This is a genomic window from Bacillus cereus group sp. MG4 (assembly GCF_040460055.1).
Taxonomy (GTDB): domain Bacteria; phylum Bacillota; class Bacilli; order Bacillales; family Bacillaceae_G; genus Bacillus_A; species Bacillus_A wiedmannii.
Genome location: NZ_JARVGZ010000001.1, coordinates 5,423,924 through 5,445,633, shown reverse-complemented (window position 1 = coordinate 5,445,633; position 21,710 = coordinate 5,423,924). Strand labels below are relative to the sequence as shown.

Genomic DNA, 21,710 nt, shown 5'->3' with positions numbered 1-21,710 from the left:
AATCATACAAACAGTTTTTCGGCTCAATTGCAGCCTTTTCTCCAAGAAGTAAAAGACCAGATCCTTCAGTCTTCTGTTGTCCATTTTGATGAAACCAGTATGCGTGTAGAAAATAAAACACAATGGTTACATACTGCCAGTACACCGGAGGTGACATTGCAACATATTCATCAAAAACGCGGAAAAGAAGCAATGGATGCTGGAGAAATCTTGCCGTCTTTTTCTGGAATCGCGATGCATGATGGTTGGAAATCATATGATGCGTATACAGATTGTCGTCACGTATTATGTAATGCCCACCTCTTACGAGATTTACAAGGAATTATAGATAGTACCGGAGAAAAATGGGCACAACAGATGCAGGAGTTTTTAACGCAAGCCTTAACGCTAAAAAAACAATACAAAGGACTCCTGCCAAAAGCAGAGCAAGAGAATCTGTCGACTGCCTATCAAGCTATATTAAAAGAAAAACAAGTATTTTCTTCAGAACCAAAAAAGAAAGGAAAACAGACGCCTGCTCAAAATTTATGGAATCGCTTCGTCAAATATGCTGACAGAATTCTAGCATTTTTAGAACATCCAGACATTCCATTTGATAACAATCAAGCAGAACGGGATATTCGAATGACGAAAGTCAAACAGAAAGTGTCTGGAACGTTTCGAAGTAAGAAAGGCGCAGAATCTTTTTGTCAGATACGAAGCTTTATAAGCACCATGAAAAAACAAAAACAATCTGTCTTACAAGCGATAGGTCAGGTTATAGAAACCGGAACGGTTCCTTGGAATTGCACGATTTCATAAGAGAAATTCTCGATTCGATCTAGATTCTTTCTCTTATGGGCATATTTTTTTTCATGTTTTCGAATTGGAAACATGTATTTAGCATGCTTTTTTGTCTGAGGAAGCTGAGTAGTTACCTTTTTTGTTTAACTAAGCTGAGTAGTTACGTCGTTTTTATATTTCGAGGGAGATATTTGTAACTATTGAGTCTATTGTTCCGTTTTACAATCCTTCTACATAGCACTATATAGACTTAGCTGATTTATTTAATTTGGGATGATATAAAAAAACACCTGATAAAGTAATACAGATAACGTAAATACATGGTGCTGTATCAAAAAGATACTGTGCAATTAGATATCCTATTTTATCATTTACTGTTATTGTACTCATACGTGCCAAGTAAACCTCATGACTTATTAAAAAAAGAGCATTAAACATAGAAATACTCCAAATAAAAAAGAATGATTGTGAAAATAATTTATATAATGAATACCCAGTAAGTCCTATACCTGCTAATACAATAGGGAAAATATTGAATGTGTTTTCAGGAAGTAAGATCACTCGCTCGGATCCTACAGGTAATTGCAAAATCAGCCATCTATACAAAGCATATATCCCTCCAACAATATTCCCAATCTTTCCAAATTTTATAGCGTATTTGTTCCACTTCAACTTTTATCACCGTCTCTTTTAGTATTAATATGCATAATATTTGGTGTTATACCCCATATAATACACCTTGGTTTTAGTATTACATATACCAATTTAAGCTATACATGTAACTAGGTAATATTTATGTATATATAAATATCTTCTGTAATTCCTCGCTAATTGTATAATGTTTTAACGTATTAAACAAGCCTGGTATCAAAAATATAAGTATTAATAGAACGAATTAAATAAATGGTTTTATTGACCAAAAACAAATAGTTAATATTTATATAAATAAAAAAACCTCTTAAAATGATATAATCCCCTTATAGTAAACAGGAAAATGAAAGCACATTAACCTGTTTACTATAAGGGGATTATTTTATGGGGAAAATTAGAGTCTCTTACGATGTAGAATTTAAGAAAAAGGCTATAGATTTATACTTAAAAGAAGGCATGAGCCATAAAACCATTGCGAAATAATTAGGTATTCATCACTCGGTTGTAAGTCGTTGGGTGAAACACTTTGAAACTGAAGGAATCAAAGGACTAGAAGAAAAACGCGGTAAAGCGAAAGGAACAGGTTTAGGTAGACCAAGGGTTAGACCCGAAGATCCTGAAGCTAAGATTCGACAATTAGAAGTGGAAAATGAAATGTTAAAATAGCGATTAACCCTAAGAACCTGTTTAGAACCTATGGTATAATCTGTACAAAAAAGGATATTTATCTATGATACATAATTATACAAGTAACGTTTCACGTGAACAGTTTGAACTCATTCGAGAAGATTTGGAACACGCACGAAAAAGGACGCGTCCACGCACAGTTGATTTATATGAGGTATTCTGCGGTGTTCTGTACGTGCTTACCAACAGGCTGCCAATGGCGCAATCTACCAAGTGACTTCCCAAACTGGCAAACGGTGTATTTCTACTATCAGATTTGGCGAAAAACAAACGAGAATGGTATAAGTCTTCTCGAAAAAGTGCATAAAAAAATTGGTTGAAACCTATCGTGAGCAAGATGGACGTAAGAATCAGACAAGATTCTGCATCGTAGATGCACAAAGCGTGAAAAACACATGGATAGCTGGTGAAAAGGGTTATGATGCTGGAAAGAAAGTGTTAGGAATCAAACGTCATATCGCTGTAGATACGAACGGTCTCATTCATACGATTGATGTAACAACTGCGAACATAACAGACCGAGAGGGTGCCATCCAAATGTGTGAAAGGCACAAGAAAACATTGAAAAAAGTGATGTTACGTCAATAAAATAGGCACAGAAAGTTTAAATTATGCAGCCTCTGATTCGTACATACATTCGTAACTACTCAGCCACCTTTTGGTGTCTTTTTTTATTTTACTTGTTTCATATGCCTCCCATTTGTAAATACTGAGTATATCAAACAGGGAGGTGAATAGGATGATCCATCGAAAAATCATTTTAGATGCATATAAAAAAGGACCTGAAGCTGTTATTTCTTTATTTGAAGAAACATTTTCTAAGTTAGAAAAACGTATACAAGAACTAGAAAATGCTTCAGAAAATGCTTCAAAAAAAACTCCAAAAATAGTCATAATCCACCTTCTACAGATGGTTTGGGTAAGCCCGTTACAAAAAGTTTGCGCAAACCGTCTCATCGTCAAACCGGTGGCCAGTTGGGCCACAAAGGACATACGCTTTATTTGACAACGACTCCGGACCATACGATTACCTATTCTCCTACACATTGTACTTGTTGTAACACTTCCTTACACCAAGAACCTGTAAAAGGATACCGCATTCGCCAAGTGTATGATTTACCACCTATCCAGATAGAAGTGACAGAACATAAAGTGTCACAAAAAGAATGCCCACATTGCCATTCTATCCAAGAATCACAATTTCCTTCTACTGTCTCTCGTCCTGTTCAATATGGTCCAAATATAAAAAGACTGATTCCCTATTTAACGCATTATCAGTGTCTTTCTTTGAAACGAACGAAAGAATTCTTTCAAGATTATTTTGGGCATTCGATTAGTGAAGGAACGTTAGTCAATCATACAAACAGTTTTTCGGCTCAATTGCAGCCCTTTCTTCAAGAAGTAAAAGACAAGATCCTTCAGTCTTCTGTTGTCCATTTTGATGAAACCGGTATGCGAGTAAAAAATAAAACACAATGGTTACATACCGCTAGTACACCGGAGGTGACCTTGCAACATATTCATCAAAAACGCGGAAAAGAAGCAATGGATGCAGGCGGAATTTTACCGTCTTTTTCTGGAATTGCGATGCATGATGGTTGGAAATCGTATGATGCGTATACAGATTGTCGACATGTATTATGCAATGCCCATCTCTTACGAGATTTGCAAGGAATTATAGATAGTACGGGGCAAAAATGGGCTCAACAGATGCAGAAATTTCTCACGCAAGCTTTAACGCTGAAAAAACAATACAAAGGAAGTCTGCCAAAAGCAAAGCAACAGAATCTGTTTACTGTCTATCAAGCCATATTGAAAGAACAACCAGTCTTTTCTGCAAAATTAAAAAAGAAAGGAAAGCAGACGCCTGCTCAAAATTTATGGAATCGCTTCGTCAAATATGCTGATAGAATTCTAGCATTCTTGGAACATCCAGACATTCCATTTGACAATAATCAAGCGGAACGGGATATTCGAATGACGAAAGTCAAACAGAAAGTGTCTGGGACTTTTCGAAGTAAGAAAGGCGCAGAATCTTTTTGTCAGATACGAAGCTTTATAACTACCATGAAAAAACAAAAACAATCTGTCTTACGAGCAATAGGCCAGGTTATAGAAACCGGAACGGTTCCTTGGAATCGCACAACTTCATAAGAGAAATTCTCTATTTGATCTAGATTCTTTCTCTTATTGGAGTATTTTCTTTTCATGTTTTCGAATCGGAAACATGTATTTGGCCTGTTTTTTTATTTGAAGAAGCTGAGTAGTTACCATTTTTCAAAGCCCAAATGCGGTTATTTCATCTAATCAAATGAACGTTCTTGTTGATGTGAATTTTCCAAGAGTCATTCAATACGATTTAAAATCTGGAAATGGAGCAGGAAAGACTTTTTACGGACAGACTGAGGCATTAGATACAATCCTTATTAATGACGTAGCAGTAAAACCGAAAGTAAAAGCAAAAGTTTTATCAGATAAAGTTGTATATGAAATGACGGTAATAGACACTAATAACAATATTTCTGCGGTTATTACTGCTGAGATGGTTGTTAAAGAGAATACATTAGCATTCAATATTACAAAGATCGTCGACAACAAAATCGTAAAAACTATTGAAATTCCAAATCATCATTTAATTTCTGTAAATAACAGTCAAAAAGATGCAGTGCTAGATGGTGTACAGATGTCAACAAATACACATATCAATGGTGACAGACAAGTAAAGGTTGATGAAAATTTAATTACGAAAGATGAAGAGCAAAAAGGATATATGTATGCTTTTCTTTCTACTGATGAATTAAGTGCAAGTATATGGTCTAATACGGAGAATAGTTTAGTAAAAAAATTAGCTCCAGATTCTTATGCTGCAAAGACTGACGCTCAAAGAATTACGGCTAGCGCTACGACTAATAGTGCTGAAAAAAAAACAATTGGTCTAAGTAGTACATTCTGGACGTATCAAAAGTCAGAAGAACATCGTAAAGAAGATGGCACTCTAGAGCTAAAGGACGGGACAGTTAATAAGGTAGATGAAATGCCGTCTGTGAAGGTTGTCATTACTGCTGACGCTAATGATGATAAAAAAATAAACTGGCAAGACGGAGCAATTGCTTATAGGAAAATTATGAACGAACCTCTAGGAGCAGAAAAAGTTCCAGACCTAGTTGGTTACCGTGTGAACATGAACTTTGGCAGTCAAGCCCAAAACCCTTTCTTAATGGCTTTAGACGGAGTGAAAAAATTTCACCTAAATACTGATGGACTAGGGCAATCTATTCTACTAAAAGGTTATGGTAGTGAAGGGCATGATTCTGGTCATTTAAACTATGCTGACATTGGAACCCGAATTGGCGGTGCAAAGGACATGAAAACATTGCTAACGAGGGGTAAAGAATATGGGGCAACTTTTGGTGTTCATGTGAATGCAAGTGAAACGTATCCAGAGTCAAAATATTTCCAAGAAGATCGTTTATTAAAAAATCCAGATGGAACTTATAAGTATGGTTGGAACTGGATCGATCAAGGAATAAACATTAATGCTGATTATGATTTAAGAAATGGCAGAGCACAACGATTCAAAGATTTATATGATGCTCTTGGTGGCAAGAAGAATGAATTAGATTTTATTTATGTAGACGTTTGGGGTAATGGACAGTCAGGTGATAATAGTACATGGCCGAGCCGTCAATTAAGTAAAGAAATAAATAGTTTAGGTTGGCGCTTAGGCAGTGAGTGGGGATATGCGAACGAGTACGATTCCACATTCCAACACTGGGCAGCCGATTTGACTTACGGCGGGTATACCTTAAAAGGTATTAATAGTACCATCACTCGTTTCATTAAAAACCATCAAAAAGATGCATGGATTGGTAACTATCCTAAGTATGGAGGCGACGCAGATGCTCCATTATTAGGTGGATACAGTATGAAAGACTTTGAAGGTTGGCAAGGTAGAAGTGACTACAAAGCGTATATTGATAACTTATTTGCGGTGAATGTTCCAAGCAAATTCATTCAACATTATAAAGTAACACAGTGGGAAAATGGAAAAGCAGTTGAAATGATAGATGATAAACAACAAACTTACAACTGGGTACCAGGTATGAAGACAGTATTAAAGGACGAATCTAGTGAAAATACACTTACAATTGAAAGAAAATCAAATGATTTTGCAAATGATAAAGATGGCTATCGAACGAGAACTATGACATTAAATGGCAAGCAAATATTTGAAGGTAAACCTGGTGACGAAAAGTATTTATTCCCATGGTCTTGGGATCAAAATGGTAAAAAATTATCAGCAGATAATGAAAAATTATATCACTGGAACACAAACGGTGGAAAAACAACGTGGACTGTCCCTACTGGTTGGCAAGGTACCGTTAAAGTGTATGAGTTAACAGAATTAGGTAAAGAGAAAATGAAAAATGTTAAAATTGAAAATGGAAAAATCACATTAGATGCAAAAAAATCTACTGCATATGTAATTTATAAAGGGCCAAAATCCAATAAAGATGTTAAATGGAGTGAAGGAATGCATCTTATAGATACTGGATTTAACAGCAATTCCCTAAAAGATTGGAAAATCAAAGGAGACTCAAAAGCAGTTAAGATTACGAAGAGTGAAGGTAATAATAATATGCTAACAATCTCCAATAATAAAAAGAAAGTAAATGTTACTCAAAAATTAACAGACCTAAAACCTAATACAAAGTATGCTGCATATGTTGGTATAGACAACCGAAGTGAAGCACAAGCAAGCATCACAATTACTTCTAACGACAAACAGTATACGAATAGTACTGGTAAATCTATCGCTAAAAACTATGTAAGAGCATACGCACATAATACACTAGGCTCTGAGCAAGCAAAAGCTGATGGTCAAATGACTTCAACTGTGGATGGAACAAGTTACTTCCAAAACATGTATGTATTTTTTGAAACTGGTAAAAAAACATCCGATGTAACAATTGATTTATCTAGAGATGCTGGAAATGGTGCAAGTTACTTTGATGATATTCGCATCGTGGAAAGTAATGCCGAAAACCAAGTAAGCAATAATAAATTCGTACAAGACTTTGAAAATGTTGTACAAGGCATCTATCCGTTTGTAATTGGTAATATTGAAGGCGTAGAAGATAATAGAACACACCTGTCTGAATTACATGCACCATATACACAAAGAGGTTGGAACCAAAAAATAGTAAATGATGTTATCGCAGGTAAATGGTCACTTAAAACAAATGGATTAACGGAAGGTGATGCTCTTGTGTACCAAACTATCCCTCAAAACTTCACATTTAAACCAGGAGTAACGTATAAAATTACTTTTGATTATGAAGCAGGTAGTGATGGAACGTATGCAGTAGTGACAGGTAATGCTCCATTTGAAGAAAAAGGAGTATTAACTAAGGAGGAATTAAAATCAACCGCAAGCAGTGATAAGAATACAAAAGCTGGCACATATTCCTTTACTTTAACAGGAGATGAATCGGGGCAAAGCTGGTTTGGGATTTATTCCACTAATAAAGCAGCTAATACTAACGGTGTGAAAGGCTCACAAGCTAACTTTAACGGTTATAAAGATATTATGCTTGATAATCTAGTTATTGAAGTAGTGTCAAATAAATAGAATCAGTTGTTATAATTTGAAAGAGGTTGTCTCAAAAGGTCATTACAAATGATCTTTTGGAGACACCTTATTTTTTATAATCTATAAAGTGAAACTTTAATCAGTGGGGGTTTTGTTCCTCCCCCACTGATTATTAGTTGAGCCAATCGGGCTTTTACGGGCAGTTGATCCCCCACCTAACTTCTTTGCTTTCGCTGCATTTTGAGGTGGGGGTCTTACTGCCTGTTAAATGCGGGATAAACATAAGAGTATCGTTCCTTTCTTTCCATCATTTAGTTGTGATGACATACTTAAATCAAAAAGAGGTTAACCCATATAGCTACTCAGCTACTTTTAGGTCACCCTCTTTTCATTCGCAATATTACTCGAACGATAAAACTACTTTTATCTTAATAGAGATTTTTACCTCTCTGTCTCTCCCCCTGAAGTCACCTTTTCAATACGTAAATTATCTAAAATAAACGTACCTGCTCCGGTATCCCCGTTTAAATTCGTTCCATCACTGAAAATCCCAACATAAGTTTGACCGTTCTCAGAACCTGTCACAGTAAACTCTGCTGTTTTTGTATCAGTAGATGCAGTAAGAGTGTTATTCACACTCAATCCCTTTGCACTCGCAATGTCTCGAACATCAATTTCTTGATCCCCTGAAATAAAGCGGAATGCATTTGCTGTCGTTTGATAGTCAAATGATACTTTATAAGTTACGCCAGGTTCGAAACGATAATTTTGAGGAATAGTACGGTACAGCAAACCTTTGTTTCCAGTGTTCACTTTAACAGACCAATTTCCACCTAATACATCATCGACTAATTTTTTGCCAGCCCATCCTTTTTGCGTATATGGAGCATGCAATTCAGACAAATGAATTCTGTTGTCTTCTACCCCTTCTGTGTTACCAATAACGAATGGGTAAATTCCTTGTACCACCGTTTCAAAATCTTGTTTAAATTCCGTCGGTGAGACATTATTTTTTAAGGACTTTTGAACGATCCGAATATCATCAAATTTTGTGTTTCCTTTTCCAGAATCACGGCTGAGAGTTAATTTAGCTTTATTTGTTACAGCTGTAAAGCTCACTTGCATGCTTTGCATTTTGCTATTGTATCCATCATTTGAGGCATGTGAATCTGCCTTAACATAGTTCTTTTGCAGGCTTCGAAGTGTGTAATTGTTAACGTCTTCTTTCCCACCTGTTACTGTAATTCCGGCCTTTACATCACTATTATTTTCAACATATACCTCTGCTACATAATCTTTACCTGGTTCCAAACCAGTAAGAACACGGGAAACAGTTGTATCTTTCGATGGACTATCAATATTCAAGTAGTAATCTCCACTACTTACATTACGGTTGCTTCCAGTTTGATTTGTTCTGACGGCGCTTACAGCTTTGTTATCCCCCTCAATAGTTGTATATGCACTTACTTTTCCTGTATTGAATCCCGCGTCATATATATGAGCACCCTTGCTCCAATCATAATCAAGAATTTCCAAACCTTTATCTCTTTTTGGTACAACAACATAAGGAGTTGCGGCACTAGCTGTCAAAGTTACCTTATTATTTACGACCTTGACTTCTTTCATATCTGCTCTACCGCGATCTGTCAGTTTGTATACATAAACAGTAGAAGCATCTTTATATTCATCTGGAAGTGTCCAAGTAGTTGTACCACCTTCCAAATTCCAGTGATATAGTTTTTCAGAATTAGAAGTTGGTTTTTTAAAGTCTTGTTTCACCCAAGGAATTAAATACGTGTGTCCATCAAGTACAACGTTTCCATTTAGTGTAATAACACGCTCCCTAGAATTGTCTTTTCTAGTTACATCGACAACATCCCCATTACTTGGGTCTTTCAATTTTATTTCCTTTTCTAAGTTTGTCTTGCTTTTATCCCCTTCTACAGCTGTCCAATTCGTTACATAATATTTTTGTAAGAATTTAGTAGGTAGATTTGTATCAAATGTCATGCGAATAAAATTATCAAAATTCTTATCAGATTGCCACCCTTCGAAACCAGCTAATTCAAATCCACCAAGCAATGGATGATCAGCAGTTCCTCCTACTTCAGGCCAATTCAACACCCAAGAATCTCTTTGGTGATTGCTAATAAAGCGTAGTACTTCTGAGTTGATACCTTTGCTTTCCGGTCCACCGTAGTTTTTATCGGTAGCCCAGTGTTGCCACGTTGAATAATTGGCCATAGAACCACCAAATTCCGTTGTTAATCTCCAGCCTCTATCTTTAAATTGTTCTGCTATTCTATTTGATTCCCATTGATTTTGATACCATACATCCAAGTAAATAAAGTCAAGATCTGAAACAGCAGCTTTCAATTCATCTAGTCTTTTCGCACGCGCACCTGAATACAAATCTTTTAATTTATTAATTGTATAAGATTGATCTAACCATCCCCATCCTAAAGAATTTGGACGGTCAATAAAATCATTGTTGAAAGCTTTCGCTTCAGGATAAACTTCTTGCGCATTGATATGGACACCAAATTGAGTATTATACTTACGCCCCTCTTTAATAAGCGTATCCAAATCTTTCACGCCCCCCATACGCTCACCTACATTACCATAATCCGGATGACCACTGTCATGTCCTTCGTTTGCATATCCTTTTAATAAAACAGCCTGCCCCAATTCATCTGTAGCAAGAGCAACCTTTTTAATATTATCTGCTGTTTTTAAGAATGGTTGTTGTGCTTGTGATCCGAAATTCATTGCAATACGCATTCCAACATTATTGTTTACATCTTGATATCCTTTAATGTCTTGCATAATATCACGGTATGCAATCGCCGCATCTTGCCAATCTGTCTTATTATCAGTATTCAAATCTTTAGCGATAGCTATTTTAATAGTTGGTTTATTTTTTTGTGGTTCTGACATAAAATCTCTTTGGTAATAGAGTGCACTAGAACTTATCCCCATTGCCTTAGAACCATTTTTATTTACATATCGATTTGCAACTAAGTTTTTATAGCCATCTACTTCTGAGCTGGACCATACACCCGCACTCAATTCGTCAGTTGACAAAAATGCAGTATAATTTTTAGTAGATGTACCTATTTCTCCCATGGAAGAATCTACGCTTACATCCACATCTCCTGATTTCCTAACATCAGTACTTATATTCGTTAATTTAGCTTTTGCACCTTTTTGCTCCGAATTTACTGAGATAACGTTCATATCAGCAAACTCAACTGTTTCAATTTTTGCACTACCATTATTTTTAATTTCATCGAAACTATAAATAACTTTATTATCATTTACTTTCAAAGATACTTTAAATATAGCATCAAGATTTTTCATTTCATCCACAACTTTTAATGTATATAGCACTTCACTATCGCTTAACTTTTCAAAGCTTACTTTAGGGTAGTATAGTGCACCATTTACTTTCAATCCGTAAACAGGTGATTCTTGTCCATTCATTACTTTATCGCCAACTTTGTATTTCACAACCCGCGGGAATACTTGGTCAATAGTGACATCCATATACTTTGACTTTAATGTATCTTCTACTGGTGGAGTATCTGGAGGTTTTGGCGCACTATATTCCTTGATTTTGATATTAGAAATCGTAATATCGGCAGCTCCTCGGCTTTTTTCAAACCCAAGTCCCCCCGCTTGATCTACATCACCTGTTAAAGTCCAAGAATCTACCTTTTTACCATCAATGTATAACGTTGCAACATCGTCCATGAATACTAAACGTAAATGGTATGTTTGTTTTGCTTTTAACGGTACATTTGAAGTCATCGACGTCCAATTGTTTATAGGTCCAAATGTTTCACCAAAATACTGGTCGTTCGTATCCCCTGTTCCCACATAAGTGTATGCAGATGCATTTTGAACACGATAGATTAATCCGAAGCGATTCATCTTATCAGTATTAGTAGTAACATCCGCTTCAAAAACGCCATTTTTAATCGCTTTCATTTGGTTATATACAATTCGATTCTTTTGGGTAGATGTAACACCAAAAGTTGCTGAACCATCTTCATTATAAGTGACTTTTCCATCGCCTGAGACAATTTTAAAGTCGCCTTCTTCTAGTTTATTATCCGTAATGTCGACAAGTTTTTCATCTCCTGGATCCGTGCCTCCATCTCCAGGTGCAGCTCCTAATTCAATGAGAACTTGACTTTTTTTATCTCCAAAAGCACCGAGTTTAACTGCTTCCTTACCTGTAAGGAGGTTATTTACATCATTAGGTAAAGTAACCGATCCAAATAAATCTTTTCCATCTAATGCAATATTCAAAGTGGTTGCGTTATAATCGATTTTTATAGAATGTGAGGTCCCAGCCTCTGGAAGTGAAACATTCGGTCTCGTTTTTAACCAATCACCTTTTCCTTGATATTTATATTCATAGAACCATCCAAGTGAGTCGTAGCCTACAAAAACGAAGTTATTATTATCAATATAGTGAGGATAGAAACCAAATCTAGTATCTTCTCCACTGGTTTCTGGAGTAAAGGTATACGCCATCGTTCCCGATTCTTTAGCGATTTTATTTTGTTCTTGAAAAATTGCAGCTTTAGCCCCATTATCATTTCCGGCACCTGCTCCAAGCCTTACATAGGACTTCCCATTTTGTTCTATTAATGCATTGATTTCGTTTCCTCCAGATGAAATTGTAACCCATGGATTAGACACATTTGCTCCTACATGTAATGGCACAATCATACTAACTAAAAATGTCGGCACAATTAGCACAAGTGCAAGAAGGGTATTAAAAGCTCTCTTGAAATGCTTACTCTCCAATTCTTCTCCCCCTTTGAAATTTAAATTTTAGTTAAAAACAATACCTGCACATTCATTTTTAAAATATACCAAAACCTGAAAGGTACCGCTTTCACTTATGTTTAGAATAGTTTTTTTTTAGTGTCCACTCAATAAAGATATTGTTTCTTTTTTTAGATATATTGTCTTTTTAAAACGCTTATAAAATAAGGGTATTGTTACCTTTTTAAGTATGTTTTTTATTGAGTCTTACTACATTCAATCGATTGGATTTTATAGGATAATTAATATTCTTCGGTTTATTTATACGTAAAGTTTGTTCCCCCTCCCCTTAGTCATGATGACTGCTCCCTTAACTGTTCTGAGCTTTCCCCCTAAAATTTGTGACCAAACTGGACGCAACTAAAAAATGAGCAGACGAATGTCTACTCATTTTTCTTCATTCCTTTTAAAAATGGAAGAAAAGATATTGTACTAACTTTGAAGCTCAGCTGTTACTTTTACTTTAGCAAACCATGAATTAGCTGTCTCTTTCAATACGAGATTCAGTTCCTCAGTATTCCTTCTACCAATATCTTTTAACCAATCACGACCTGCTTGTTCACCGCCTATAGCAAACGGTATAACACCGTCTTTCCAAGTTGCCCGACCACATAACACTCCGTTAAAGGTAGAACCGGAGTCTTTTGCAAATTTTAATGTTTCTTGAAATAATTTTGCGCTTACTCCTGCACTCAGGAAGATAAACGGCAGCTCGGTTGCTTCACTTTGTTCTTTGAAATAGGAAGCTGCTTTTTCTTTACTGTAAACACATTCTCCTTCTGTATATCCTTCCACATAGTTCATATCTACTGGAACTTCTACTTTTAATACATCTACTTTATATTGTGGTTTTGAGAACTCCTTCATGGCCTCAATCACTTTATACGGTTTTATTTTTGCATATGCTTTATTTTTTACATCATCACTGTCAGCATCATAAGTAACAATCTCTAAGAAAAATGGTATGTCTTCAGCTGCACACTCAGATCCGATACGTTCCATATAGACATGTTTATAGTTATTAATTTTTTCATCTTCATTGACATCATAGTAGAGTAAGAATTTAATAGCGTCGGCACCCGCTTCCCTTAATCGTTTCACTGACCATTCTGGTAATAAATCCGGCAACCGTCCTACTTCTGACGCATCGTATCCAGTTTTTTCATACGCTACGATTAAGCCCGATTCTTTATCACGGACCTTAGCCGCTGGTAGACCATATTCCGGGTCCAAAAGAATCGCTGTTGCAAATGGTGTTAATTCCTCAGAAACTAATTCTTTGAAACGGATAATCCCTTCATCTCCAACATGACTTGCACCGCCAGACGCAATCATTTTTTTCAATGAACCGCGTTGATCAATAGCCAATGCCCCAATTATGCCATTTTCAGCAGATAAACGTTTTAGAGCTTCCAATTTATTTTTGGTTAGTTCTAGCATCAACATTCTCCTCTATCAATCTATTTTTTCAACTTTAACGAGATCAAAGTATTGTTTAAACTTATTCACATTAATATAACCAGTTCCAACTTCCATCGTATTTAACATTCCTGTAGTCATCGCCGTTTTAAGAACAGTCTCCACTGTTTGATGTTGATGTAGTGCCACAGCTAACCCTGCAACTGTTGCATCACCTGACCCTACAGGATTGACCACTTCTACTTTCGGAATCGTAACTCTGTAATAGTCCTCACCGTGCTTAACAAATGCACCTTCACTACCCATTGACACGATAATCCACTCAATTCCAGTAAATAGTTCATGGTTTAATGCTTGCTTCAGATCTATGATTCCCGCTTCCATGTTAATGCCCAACAGCTGAGATAATTCCGCTGTATTTGGTTTAATGGCAAATGGTTTTTCTTTATGCACCATCGCTTGTTTTAAAGGTTCCCCTGACGAATCCATAATTACTGGAATTCTATTTTTATGACAGATTTCTAGCATTTGATAATAAAAGTTAGTTGGTAACCCTTTCGGCAAACTACCCGAAATTGTCACAAGTGAAGCTGTTGTAAGTAGATATTCGAATTTTTTTAGAAAATCAATTCCCTCTTCTTTAGATAATGTCGGCCCAGATTCTAAAATCTCTGTTTGCATCCCTTCATGAAGAATAGCAATACAATTTCTTGATTCTTTTTTGATTTTTAAAAAGTCATTTGGAATATTGACTTTATTCAATTCTTGAATAATGTATTCACCAATCGTACCACCAAGCACACCTGTCGCTAGAACAACTTCATCCATTTGAGCAATTACTCGTGCAACATTCAAACCTTTTCCACCAGCAGTTTTATGAACCGTTTCCACACGGTTAACTACATCTAACTTTAATTCATGCATCGGATAGGAAATATCGACCGATGGATTCATGGTGACAGATAAAATCATTGGTACTCCCTCTTTCAGAAAATTGTTTAAGCTTGAAAACGGCATACACCATCAAGATAGGTAGCAGTTACATCCATCGCTGGCGTCATCACAATAAAGTCAGCAGCATATCCCTCAGCAATCTTCCCGCATTCGCCATCGAGCTGAATACTTTTTGCTGGTGCAGTACTCGCCATGTAAATTGCTTCCTCGGGCGAGGCAATTCCCCACTGGACGACATTTTTGACAGCATCTTTTAATTGCAAAATGCTCCCGGCTAAACTTCCGCTTTCCAAACGAGCCATCCCATCTTTTACTTTCACCGTAAACTCTCCTAGTTGATAAATTCCTTCAGGCATACCTCCAGCCATCATACAATCAGACACCATTACAACCCTTTCTCTGCCGCGGACATTCATTAAAATATTTGAGGCAATAGGATGAACATGATGTCCATCACATATGATTTCGGCATAAACATCTTTTAGATTCATGGCCGCACCGACCATCCCCGGCTCACGATGGTGTAGTGGGCTCATTCCATTGAAAGTATGAATAAAAATGGAAGCTCCTTTTTCAACCGCTTGCTTTGCTTCTTCATAAGTTGCGTCACTATGGGCCAACGCCACGGCAATCCCTTCTCCTACAGCATATTCAATAAATTCCGCTGCCCCTTTCCTTTCAGGTGCAATCGCGATTTTTTTAATAGCATTATTTGATAATTCCTGCCAAACTTTCAACATATGAACTGATGGGTCACAAAAATATTTCGTGTTTTGTGCTCCTTTATGCTTTTCAGTAAAAAACGGTCCTTCTAAAAAGATTCCTTTAATTTTTGCACCTTGCACTTTTGTGTAATTGGCACCAATCATTTCAACGACGTTATTTAACGATTCTATTGAGGAAGTTAAAGTTGTCGGTAAAAAGGATGTAACGCCGCAAGAAAGGAGTCCTACCGAAATTTGGTCCAGTCCTCCAAAACTATTGTCCATAATGTCGTGATTTCTAAATCCATGAATATGTGTGTCTACTAGGCCAGGAGCGATCCAATATCCTCTATACTCAATAATGTCTGTCGTTTCCTCTGGTTTGTTTTCTGAAAAAATACCAAATTTTCCGTCTTTTATTTCTAAAAATCCAGGCCCTGTGATCATCTCCTCAAGAAAAAACTTATCTGCAAAAATAAAAATAGACATGTATGTTTCTCCTATCCTAGTTACTGATATTCGTAGATGGTAACACCTTTAACGACACGGTTCACTGTTCCTGTCGGTGAAGGTGTATCCGGTGTATTGCCTACTTTCACGGAAGCTAACAGTGAGACTGTTTGCCCAATCATGACAAAAGGTAATGTTAAGTATGCATCTGGTACAGACTGAGACTCGCTGCCGAATACAAATCTGTTCCCGGTATAATTAGTTTTTCCATCAACCTCGATGGCACAAATATAACTGGCAATGTCGTCTTGCTGCATTTCTTTTAACATATCTAAATCATATTGACGTGTATACGGATGGTTAGAAACGAACACGAAAACTAATGATTTTTCGTTTACAAATGATTTTGGACCGTGTCGGAATCCGAGTGGTGAATCAAATGCGGTAACAATTTTTCCAGCTGTCAGTTCTAATATTTTTAATTGTGATTCTTTCGCTAAGCCTTCTAAACTACCAGAACCTAAGTAAATAATTCGGTCAAAATCAAAATCTACTATCTCTTTGATGACGTCTTCTCTTTGAATGACACTTTCACCCATTTGATGAATTTTTTTCACTATCTTTGATTTTTCTTCAGTTGATATAGAATCAAAAACAAGTAATGCTGTTAACGCCATGCAAGTATAACTTCCAGTCATCGCAAATCCTTGGTCGTTTGATTTTTCAGACATCAATAGCAATAAATTATTTTCATTCCCTACTGCCCGTTTGGCTAATTTACCGTCTTTCGCACAAGTAATCGTTATTTGATACAAATCCGTTACTATTTGCTCAGCTAATTGTACGGCAGCAACACTTTCCGGACTGTTCCCGCTTCTAGCAAATGAAACGAGTAAGGTTGGATAATCCTTTTTGAAGAATTGATAAGGATTTGAAACTAACGTGGTTGTCGGAATACTTAGTACCTCCCACTGTTGTTCATCGACTTTTTCTATTAAATAAGGGGTGACTGTATCACCGACATAGGCAGACGTTCCAGCGCCCGTAAAAATAACTCGAACCCGATTGTGTTTCGTTACTATTTTTTGTAAAAACCCTTCAATCCCCTCGCTTTTCTCCATATACAAAGCAAAGGTTTCAGCCCATAAATCAGGCTGCCGCTTTATTTCCGCTGTTGTTATCGATGCACCTAACGAAACTAAGTTTTCTTGACTTAATGTAAACATATTCGTCCACTCCTCTACCTATTTACGATCATTCTCTTCATAAAAGAAAATCGGTGCCACCTCATTACATACCTTCAAACACTCGTAATCCTGCACCAGTAACTCCATTATTTTGTGCCAATGTACTAATGCTCATCTGCTCCAAAAGATGTTGTTGCTCAGGAAGCTGATACATTTTCAGCTTCGTTTTAATCAACTCCAGTAGAAATGGATTTTTCACAATGACACTACCGCCAAAAACTATTTTGTGCGGATCTAATAAGGAGGAAATCGTATAAAGTCCTTGAGTTAAGTAGTCGGTTACTTCGTTGATGATGAACTGATATTCCGGTACCTCGTTTATATAACCAGCAAAAACATCCTTTGTTGAAATTGTATCTACCTGTAAGTCCCTTTCGGCTATTCTTTGGATCCCTGGCCCAGCAGCGATTTTTTCTAATCGTTCATTGATCCCCTTTGAGAGGACAGGGATCAAGCCTAGTTCTCCAGCAAATCCTGCTCCCCTAAAAAATGAGCCGTTATGAATGATAGAACAAGATATTCCCGTACTTATAGTCACGTAGACAAAGGTTTCATTCCTTTTTACATGCGCTGCTTTCCATTCAGCATAAGCCGCCATATAGACATCATTGTCAATTGTGATTCGTTGGATACCAAATTGTTCCTGCAAACGAACTGAAATAGGAAACTGTCTCCAAGGTAAATTATTTTGAAAAACGGCAATTCCCTTCTCGTAATCCACTTTTCCCGGTACCCCAACGCCAATACCCTCGATATCAGCGATGGAAATCGATGATTTTCTGAGAACTTGTTCCACAGCTTCTACAACTCTACCAAACATTTTTTCCCGATCTGAAGGATCACTTTTTATTTCCGAACGTTCAAGCAGTTCGCCTGTATCCGAAATGACTCCAGCTGCAATCTTCGTTCCCCCAATATCAATGCCGACTGCTTTTTTCATTTGTCCGCACCCCTAGGTTTGTATTTGAAGTATTGAGTAATGTTTATAATTGTTATCGTTAAACATATATGTGCGATTCCTTGATCAATCCACGTGCCCAGGTTGATTTATACGTATTTCCGATTGTAGTCATAAAGTAGCCCTAAGAGACCAGCTAATCCAATCAACATCATACCTAGTTCGAATTTGCCAGCTGTCTTTTGGTAGATGATAATCAAAGACAGACATACGATAAACACAACAATTTTAATAATGAATAAAGCGCTAGCCTTCATTTGAAACATCCTCCCATCTGATTTCACTAGGTGCCAATGTCACTTCTTTTCTGTTTCCTTGTCCATCATATACAACTGTCTTTTGTTCGATCATCGAGTTGTTAACAATCACCATTTTTTGAATAGATGGATATGCATGAACTTCACAATAAATGTTGCTCGCATGATACTTTTGAAATTCTCCTTCTTTATGGGCGGCATAGTATAACGCGCGCATCAGCAGACGTGTATTTTCTTCGCTGTATGGCAGCCCTGCTATATAGACAGCTCTGCCTTCTCCAAACGGATGACTAGAAAGGTGAACCTCACCATTCGAATATTCAATTATTTCGGTTTTCTCTGATAACGCATAAATGTTTTTCATTCCTTCACCAAAATCAAATTGGGTACTGTCAGCAGAAATAAAATGATTTTCAACAGGATTAATAAAATATTTATCTGTGGATAAGCTAAATCCTAGTTCTTTGTCAACACCTAAGACGTTCGCCAATTGAAAATAATGTCCTTCATGCTGATAGGCTGTCGGTTCGCCAATACCTATGAAGCCTCCGCCATTATACATCCAGGCCCTGATTGTAGTGACTAACTTTTCATTAATCCAATTAGCCCCTCCTGAAAAAGCTGTGCCTACATCGCCAGCATTAATGATAACGTCAATATCCGCTGGTATCCCATCGTTAATAACATCATCAAAACTAATGAACGAAACTTCCACGGCAGCCCCACTCAAGGATTCTAAAACACCTAAATAAGAATAAATTTGTTTATACCATAGAGCATGAGCAACCATATGTGTTTGCCAAGTTCTCAACTTGCCCCAAGAGTTCAAAATTGCAACTTTAAGACTGCTATATGGTTGAACGCCTTTGATCGTGTCATGAATTTCACGAAACTCCTCCGTAACTTTTTCAATATAAGAGATAAATTCTGGGAATTGATAAGCTAGACTTAAATAACCGCCATAGCCGATACGATCAACAGGGTTCCGTAGTAAAGCTCTTCGCGCCGTTAACCAGTTTTCATTCGCTTCAATCGTCGGGTTATTACCTTCGTAAAAAGTATCTGGGAAGAAATAAGGTAAGAATCGCCCTTCCGTGTAACGAACATGTGGTATATCTGCAATCATACGTAACGTGGCTCCACCACCCACACTGCCTACAACTGCGTCCAATCCGATATTTTCAAAGTATTTCCCATATGGTTCTGTACCGATCCAGTTATCACCAAGGAACATCATTGCTTCTTTTCCACTTTCATGGACAATATCCACAAGTTTCTTTGCTTCTTCAGCAACGAACTTATGAACAAAATCTATATAATCTAAAAAAGCAGGAGTTGGTATTCGAAATGCAGTATTATAATAGCCTTGATCAACAATGTCCTCTGGCCTTAAGCGATAGCCCTTTTCTTTTTGAAAAGCATCCAAAGCAGCAACTGAAACACTAGCACCATAACCGAACCAATCGACAAATTTCTCTTTGCCAAGATTATTAAACACAAGGGTAAAATGATAGAAAAACGTTGTAAACCTAACCACATCTGTATCTGGATTTTCTGTCAGCCATTGTTTTAAATAGGTTTTCATAAATTCATTGGAATGTGGCTGCCTGACATCAAAAGGAATATCATGCGGCTTATCTCCCCAATTATTAGTAATATGATTGTACATTTGGGTTGGATCCCAAATCGCATAGACTAGGAATGAAACCGTATATTCATGCCAAGGAATCGCCTTCGTAATCAAAACACGATTTTGCTCTTCATTTACTTCCCAATCATTAACGTCAACAACTTCTCCGGTTGTCCGGTCAATAACCTCCCAGTATTTTTTAGGGTTGTGAACGTAATCCGGCTTTAACTGTTCCTCAAAGTAGCCTTTCATAAAATCAATTTCAAGGGTGTCAGTAAGCGCAGTATTGAATAAGCTCATTAAATAAAGTTGCTGGCATTCATCCATGTGCTTCTCTGCGAACTCATTGTGAGCTCGAGCAACAAAATAAGTCGTATAAATTTTTGCATCCAATTGTTTAATATCATCATCTAGTTTCGTTCCATCACTATCGCGAATCGCATCCGCACCCCATCGTTCCATCAATTCTTTTGTTTCCTTAAGAAAATTTTCTTCACTCGGTAAAGTAACACGGCCTTTTTTCTTTTTCATGTAAATCCTCCTTTAATCCTTTAAACCACCAAGGGACATTCCTTGTGTTAATTTTTTTTGAACAATGATGTATAAAATCAAAGTTGGCAGCATGACAAGAACCATTCCTGCATACATTTGACCATAGTTGGCAGCAGATTTTTGAGCTGCCATCAAGTTCATTAACCCAACAGGTAACGTTTTATTCGGTCCTGGGATTAACGTTAAGGCAATAATGTATTCGTTCCAAAAGGCAAGAAAATTAAATAAAATGACGGTAATAATACTTGGACGAGCTATCGGAATCATGACTGAAATCATTGTTTTGAAATATCCGGCACCATCGACCAACGCCGCTTCCTCATACGTGGATGGAAGTGATTGAAAAAAACTAGTCAGCAAGTAAATGGTAAATGGTAACGCCGTCGCCGCATATACCACAGCTAAAATAAATAAATTGTCTAGTAGAAATCCATCACCCAGTTGGCCTCGTAAAAAGGTATCTCCGTCCAATAACATCAAGAAAATTGGAACAACGATGTAGTTCACATTGATGAATAATCCAGCTTTAAAAAAAGTATTTATTAATTTACTTCCTCTAAAGGTATATCTTGCCAACACATAGGCTGCTGGTAAGGCTACAATTAATAAAATAAGCAGAGCCAACGCAGTTACCATGACTGAATTCAACATGTAGGTACCCATGTTTGCTTTTTGGAAAGCATCGATAAAGTTTTGAAAATAGAAACTTTTCGGCATGGTCCAAGGACTTCCGTAAAATTCTGAATTTTGCTTCACTGAAGCTAAGAAAACCCATGCAACAGGAATAATAATAGAAATTGCTAACGTAATCAGTGCAACATATATAAAACAGCGATATATTGCTTCTGTAGTCATTCCTTTTTGGGGCTTCATTGTTTTTGGGGCTTGATAAGCTGTTTCTACAATCATTTCTTTTTTGGTTTCCACCGTTTTTGGATCTCGATAAGCTGTTTCTGTATTCATTCTTTTTTGTGTTTCCATCGTTT

Annotated in this window: 11 protein-coding genes and 4 pseudogenes; 5 read left to right on the top strand and 10 right to left on the bottom strand. The window is 36.9% G+C overall.

Features of this window, described 5'->3' with window-relative positions:
- Nucleotides 1–801: IS66 family transposase (tnpC, locus tag QCI41_RS28620; RefSeq protein WP_353839242.1), on the top strand; the 801-nt coding region annotated here is incomplete at its 5' end.
- Between the two features lie 222 nt (nucleotides 802–1,023).
- Here the strand turns inward: tnpC (QCI41_RS28620) and QCI41_RS28615 are convergent.
- Nucleotides 1,024–1,455, bottom strand: a complete 432-nt coding sequence (locus tag QCI41_RS28615; protein ID WP_353836037.1) for a hypothetical protein — start codon at nucleotides 1,453–1,455, stop codon at nucleotides 1,024–1,026.
- Nucleotides 1,456–1,818: 363 nt separating this feature from the next.
- On the opposite strand from QCI41_RS28615, the pseudogene QCI41_RS28610 reads away from it, so the two are divergent.
- From QCI41_RS28610 to QCI41_RS28590, 4 pseudogenes are all read left to right on the top strand, one after another.
- Nucleotides 1,819–2,100, top strand: a pseudogene (locus QCI41_RS28610) (transposase).
- Between the two features lie 64 nt (nucleotides 2,101–2,164).
- Nucleotides 2,165–2,694 (top strand): annotated as a pseudogene (locus tag QCI41_RS28605) (IS5 family transposase); the annotation flags it as partial.
- A 166-nt stretch (nucleotides 2,695–2,860) separates the two neighbouring features.
- Nucleotides 2,861–4,275 (top strand): annotated as a pseudogene (gene tnpC / locus QCI41_RS28595) (IS66 family transposase).
- Nucleotides 4,276–4,393: 118 nt separating this feature from the next.
- Nucleotides 4,394–7,753, top strand: a pseudogene (locus tag QCI41_RS28590) (endo-alpha-N-acetylgalactosaminidase family protein); the annotation flags it as partial.
- A gap of 402 nt (nucleotides 7,754–8,155) precedes the next feature.
- Here QCI41_RS28590 and QCI41_RS28585 read toward each other — a convergent pair.
- The 9 genes from QCI41_RS28585 to QCI41_RS28545 all read right to left on the bottom strand — a co-directional run bounded on the left by QCI41_RS28585 (nucleotide 8,156) and on the right by QCI41_RS28545 (nucleotide 21,705).
- Entirely contained in the window at nucleotides 8,156–12,532 is a 4,377-nt protein-coding gene (locus QCI41_RS28585; RefSeq protein WP_353836040.1) for an endo-alpha-N-acetylgalactosaminidase family protein, read from the bottom strand.
- A gap of 453 nt (nucleotides 12,533–12,985) precedes the next feature.
- On the bottom strand, nucleotides 12,986–13,993 hold the full coding sequence (gene lacD / locus QCI41_RS28580) for a tagatose-bisphosphate aldolase (protein ID WP_000891849.1): 1,008 nt from the start codon (nucleotides 13,991–13,993) through the stop codon (nucleotides 12,986–12,988).
- Nucleotides 13,994–14,008: 15 nt separating this feature from the next.
- The gene (gene lacC / locus QCI41_RS28575; RefSeq protein ID WP_353836041.1) at nucleotides 14,009–14,944 is read right to left on the bottom strand and encodes a tagatose-6-phosphate kinase; all 936 of its coding nucleotides are present in this window, start codon (nucleotides 14,942–14,944) and stop codon (nucleotides 14,009–14,011) included.
- A 26-nt stretch (nucleotides 14,945–14,970) separates the two neighbouring features.
- Nucleotides 14,971–16,119: an N-acetylglucosamine-6-phosphate deacetylase gene (gene nagA, locus QCI41_RS28570; RefSeq protein WP_353836042.1), complete on the bottom strand. Its 1,149-nt coding sequence runs from the start codon at nucleotides 16,117–16,119 to the stop codon at nucleotides 14,971–14,973.
- Between the two features lie 20 nt (nucleotides 16,120–16,139).
- A complete protein-coding gene (locus QCI41_RS28565; RefSeq protein WP_353836043.1) occupies nucleotides 16,140–17,306 on the bottom strand; it encodes an SIS domain-containing protein in 1,167 nt (388 codons plus the stop codon).
- A gap of 64 nt (nucleotides 17,307–17,370) precedes the next feature.
- Nucleotides 17,371–18,267: an ROK family protein gene (locus QCI41_RS28560; RefSeq protein WP_046954980.1), complete on the bottom strand. Its 897-nt coding sequence runs from the start codon at nucleotides 18,265–18,267 to the stop codon at nucleotides 17,371–17,373.
- Nucleotides 18,268–18,374: 107 nt separating this feature from the next.
- Entirely contained in the window at nucleotides 18,375–18,542 is a 168-nt protein-coding gene (locus tag QCI41_RS28555) for a DUF6903 family protein (RefSeq protein ID WP_016129204.1), read from the bottom strand.
- On the bottom strand, nucleotides 18,532–20,703 hold the full coding sequence (gene gnpA / locus QCI41_RS28550; RefSeq protein WP_353836044.1) for a 1,3-beta-galactosyl-N-acetylhexosamine phosphorylase: 2,172 nt from the start codon (nucleotides 20,701–20,703) through the stop codon (nucleotides 18,532–18,534). Before gnpA ends, QCI41_RS28555 begins: the two co-directional genes overlap by 11 nt.
- A gap of 12 nt (nucleotides 20,704–20,715) precedes the next feature.
- The gene (locus tag QCI41_RS28545) at nucleotides 20,716–21,705 is read right to left on the bottom strand and encodes a carbohydrate ABC transporter permease (protein WP_353836045.1); all 990 of its coding nucleotides are present in this window, start codon (nucleotides 21,703–21,705) and stop codon (nucleotides 20,716–20,718) included.
- Nucleotides 21,706–21,710 lie beyond the last annotated feature (5 nt).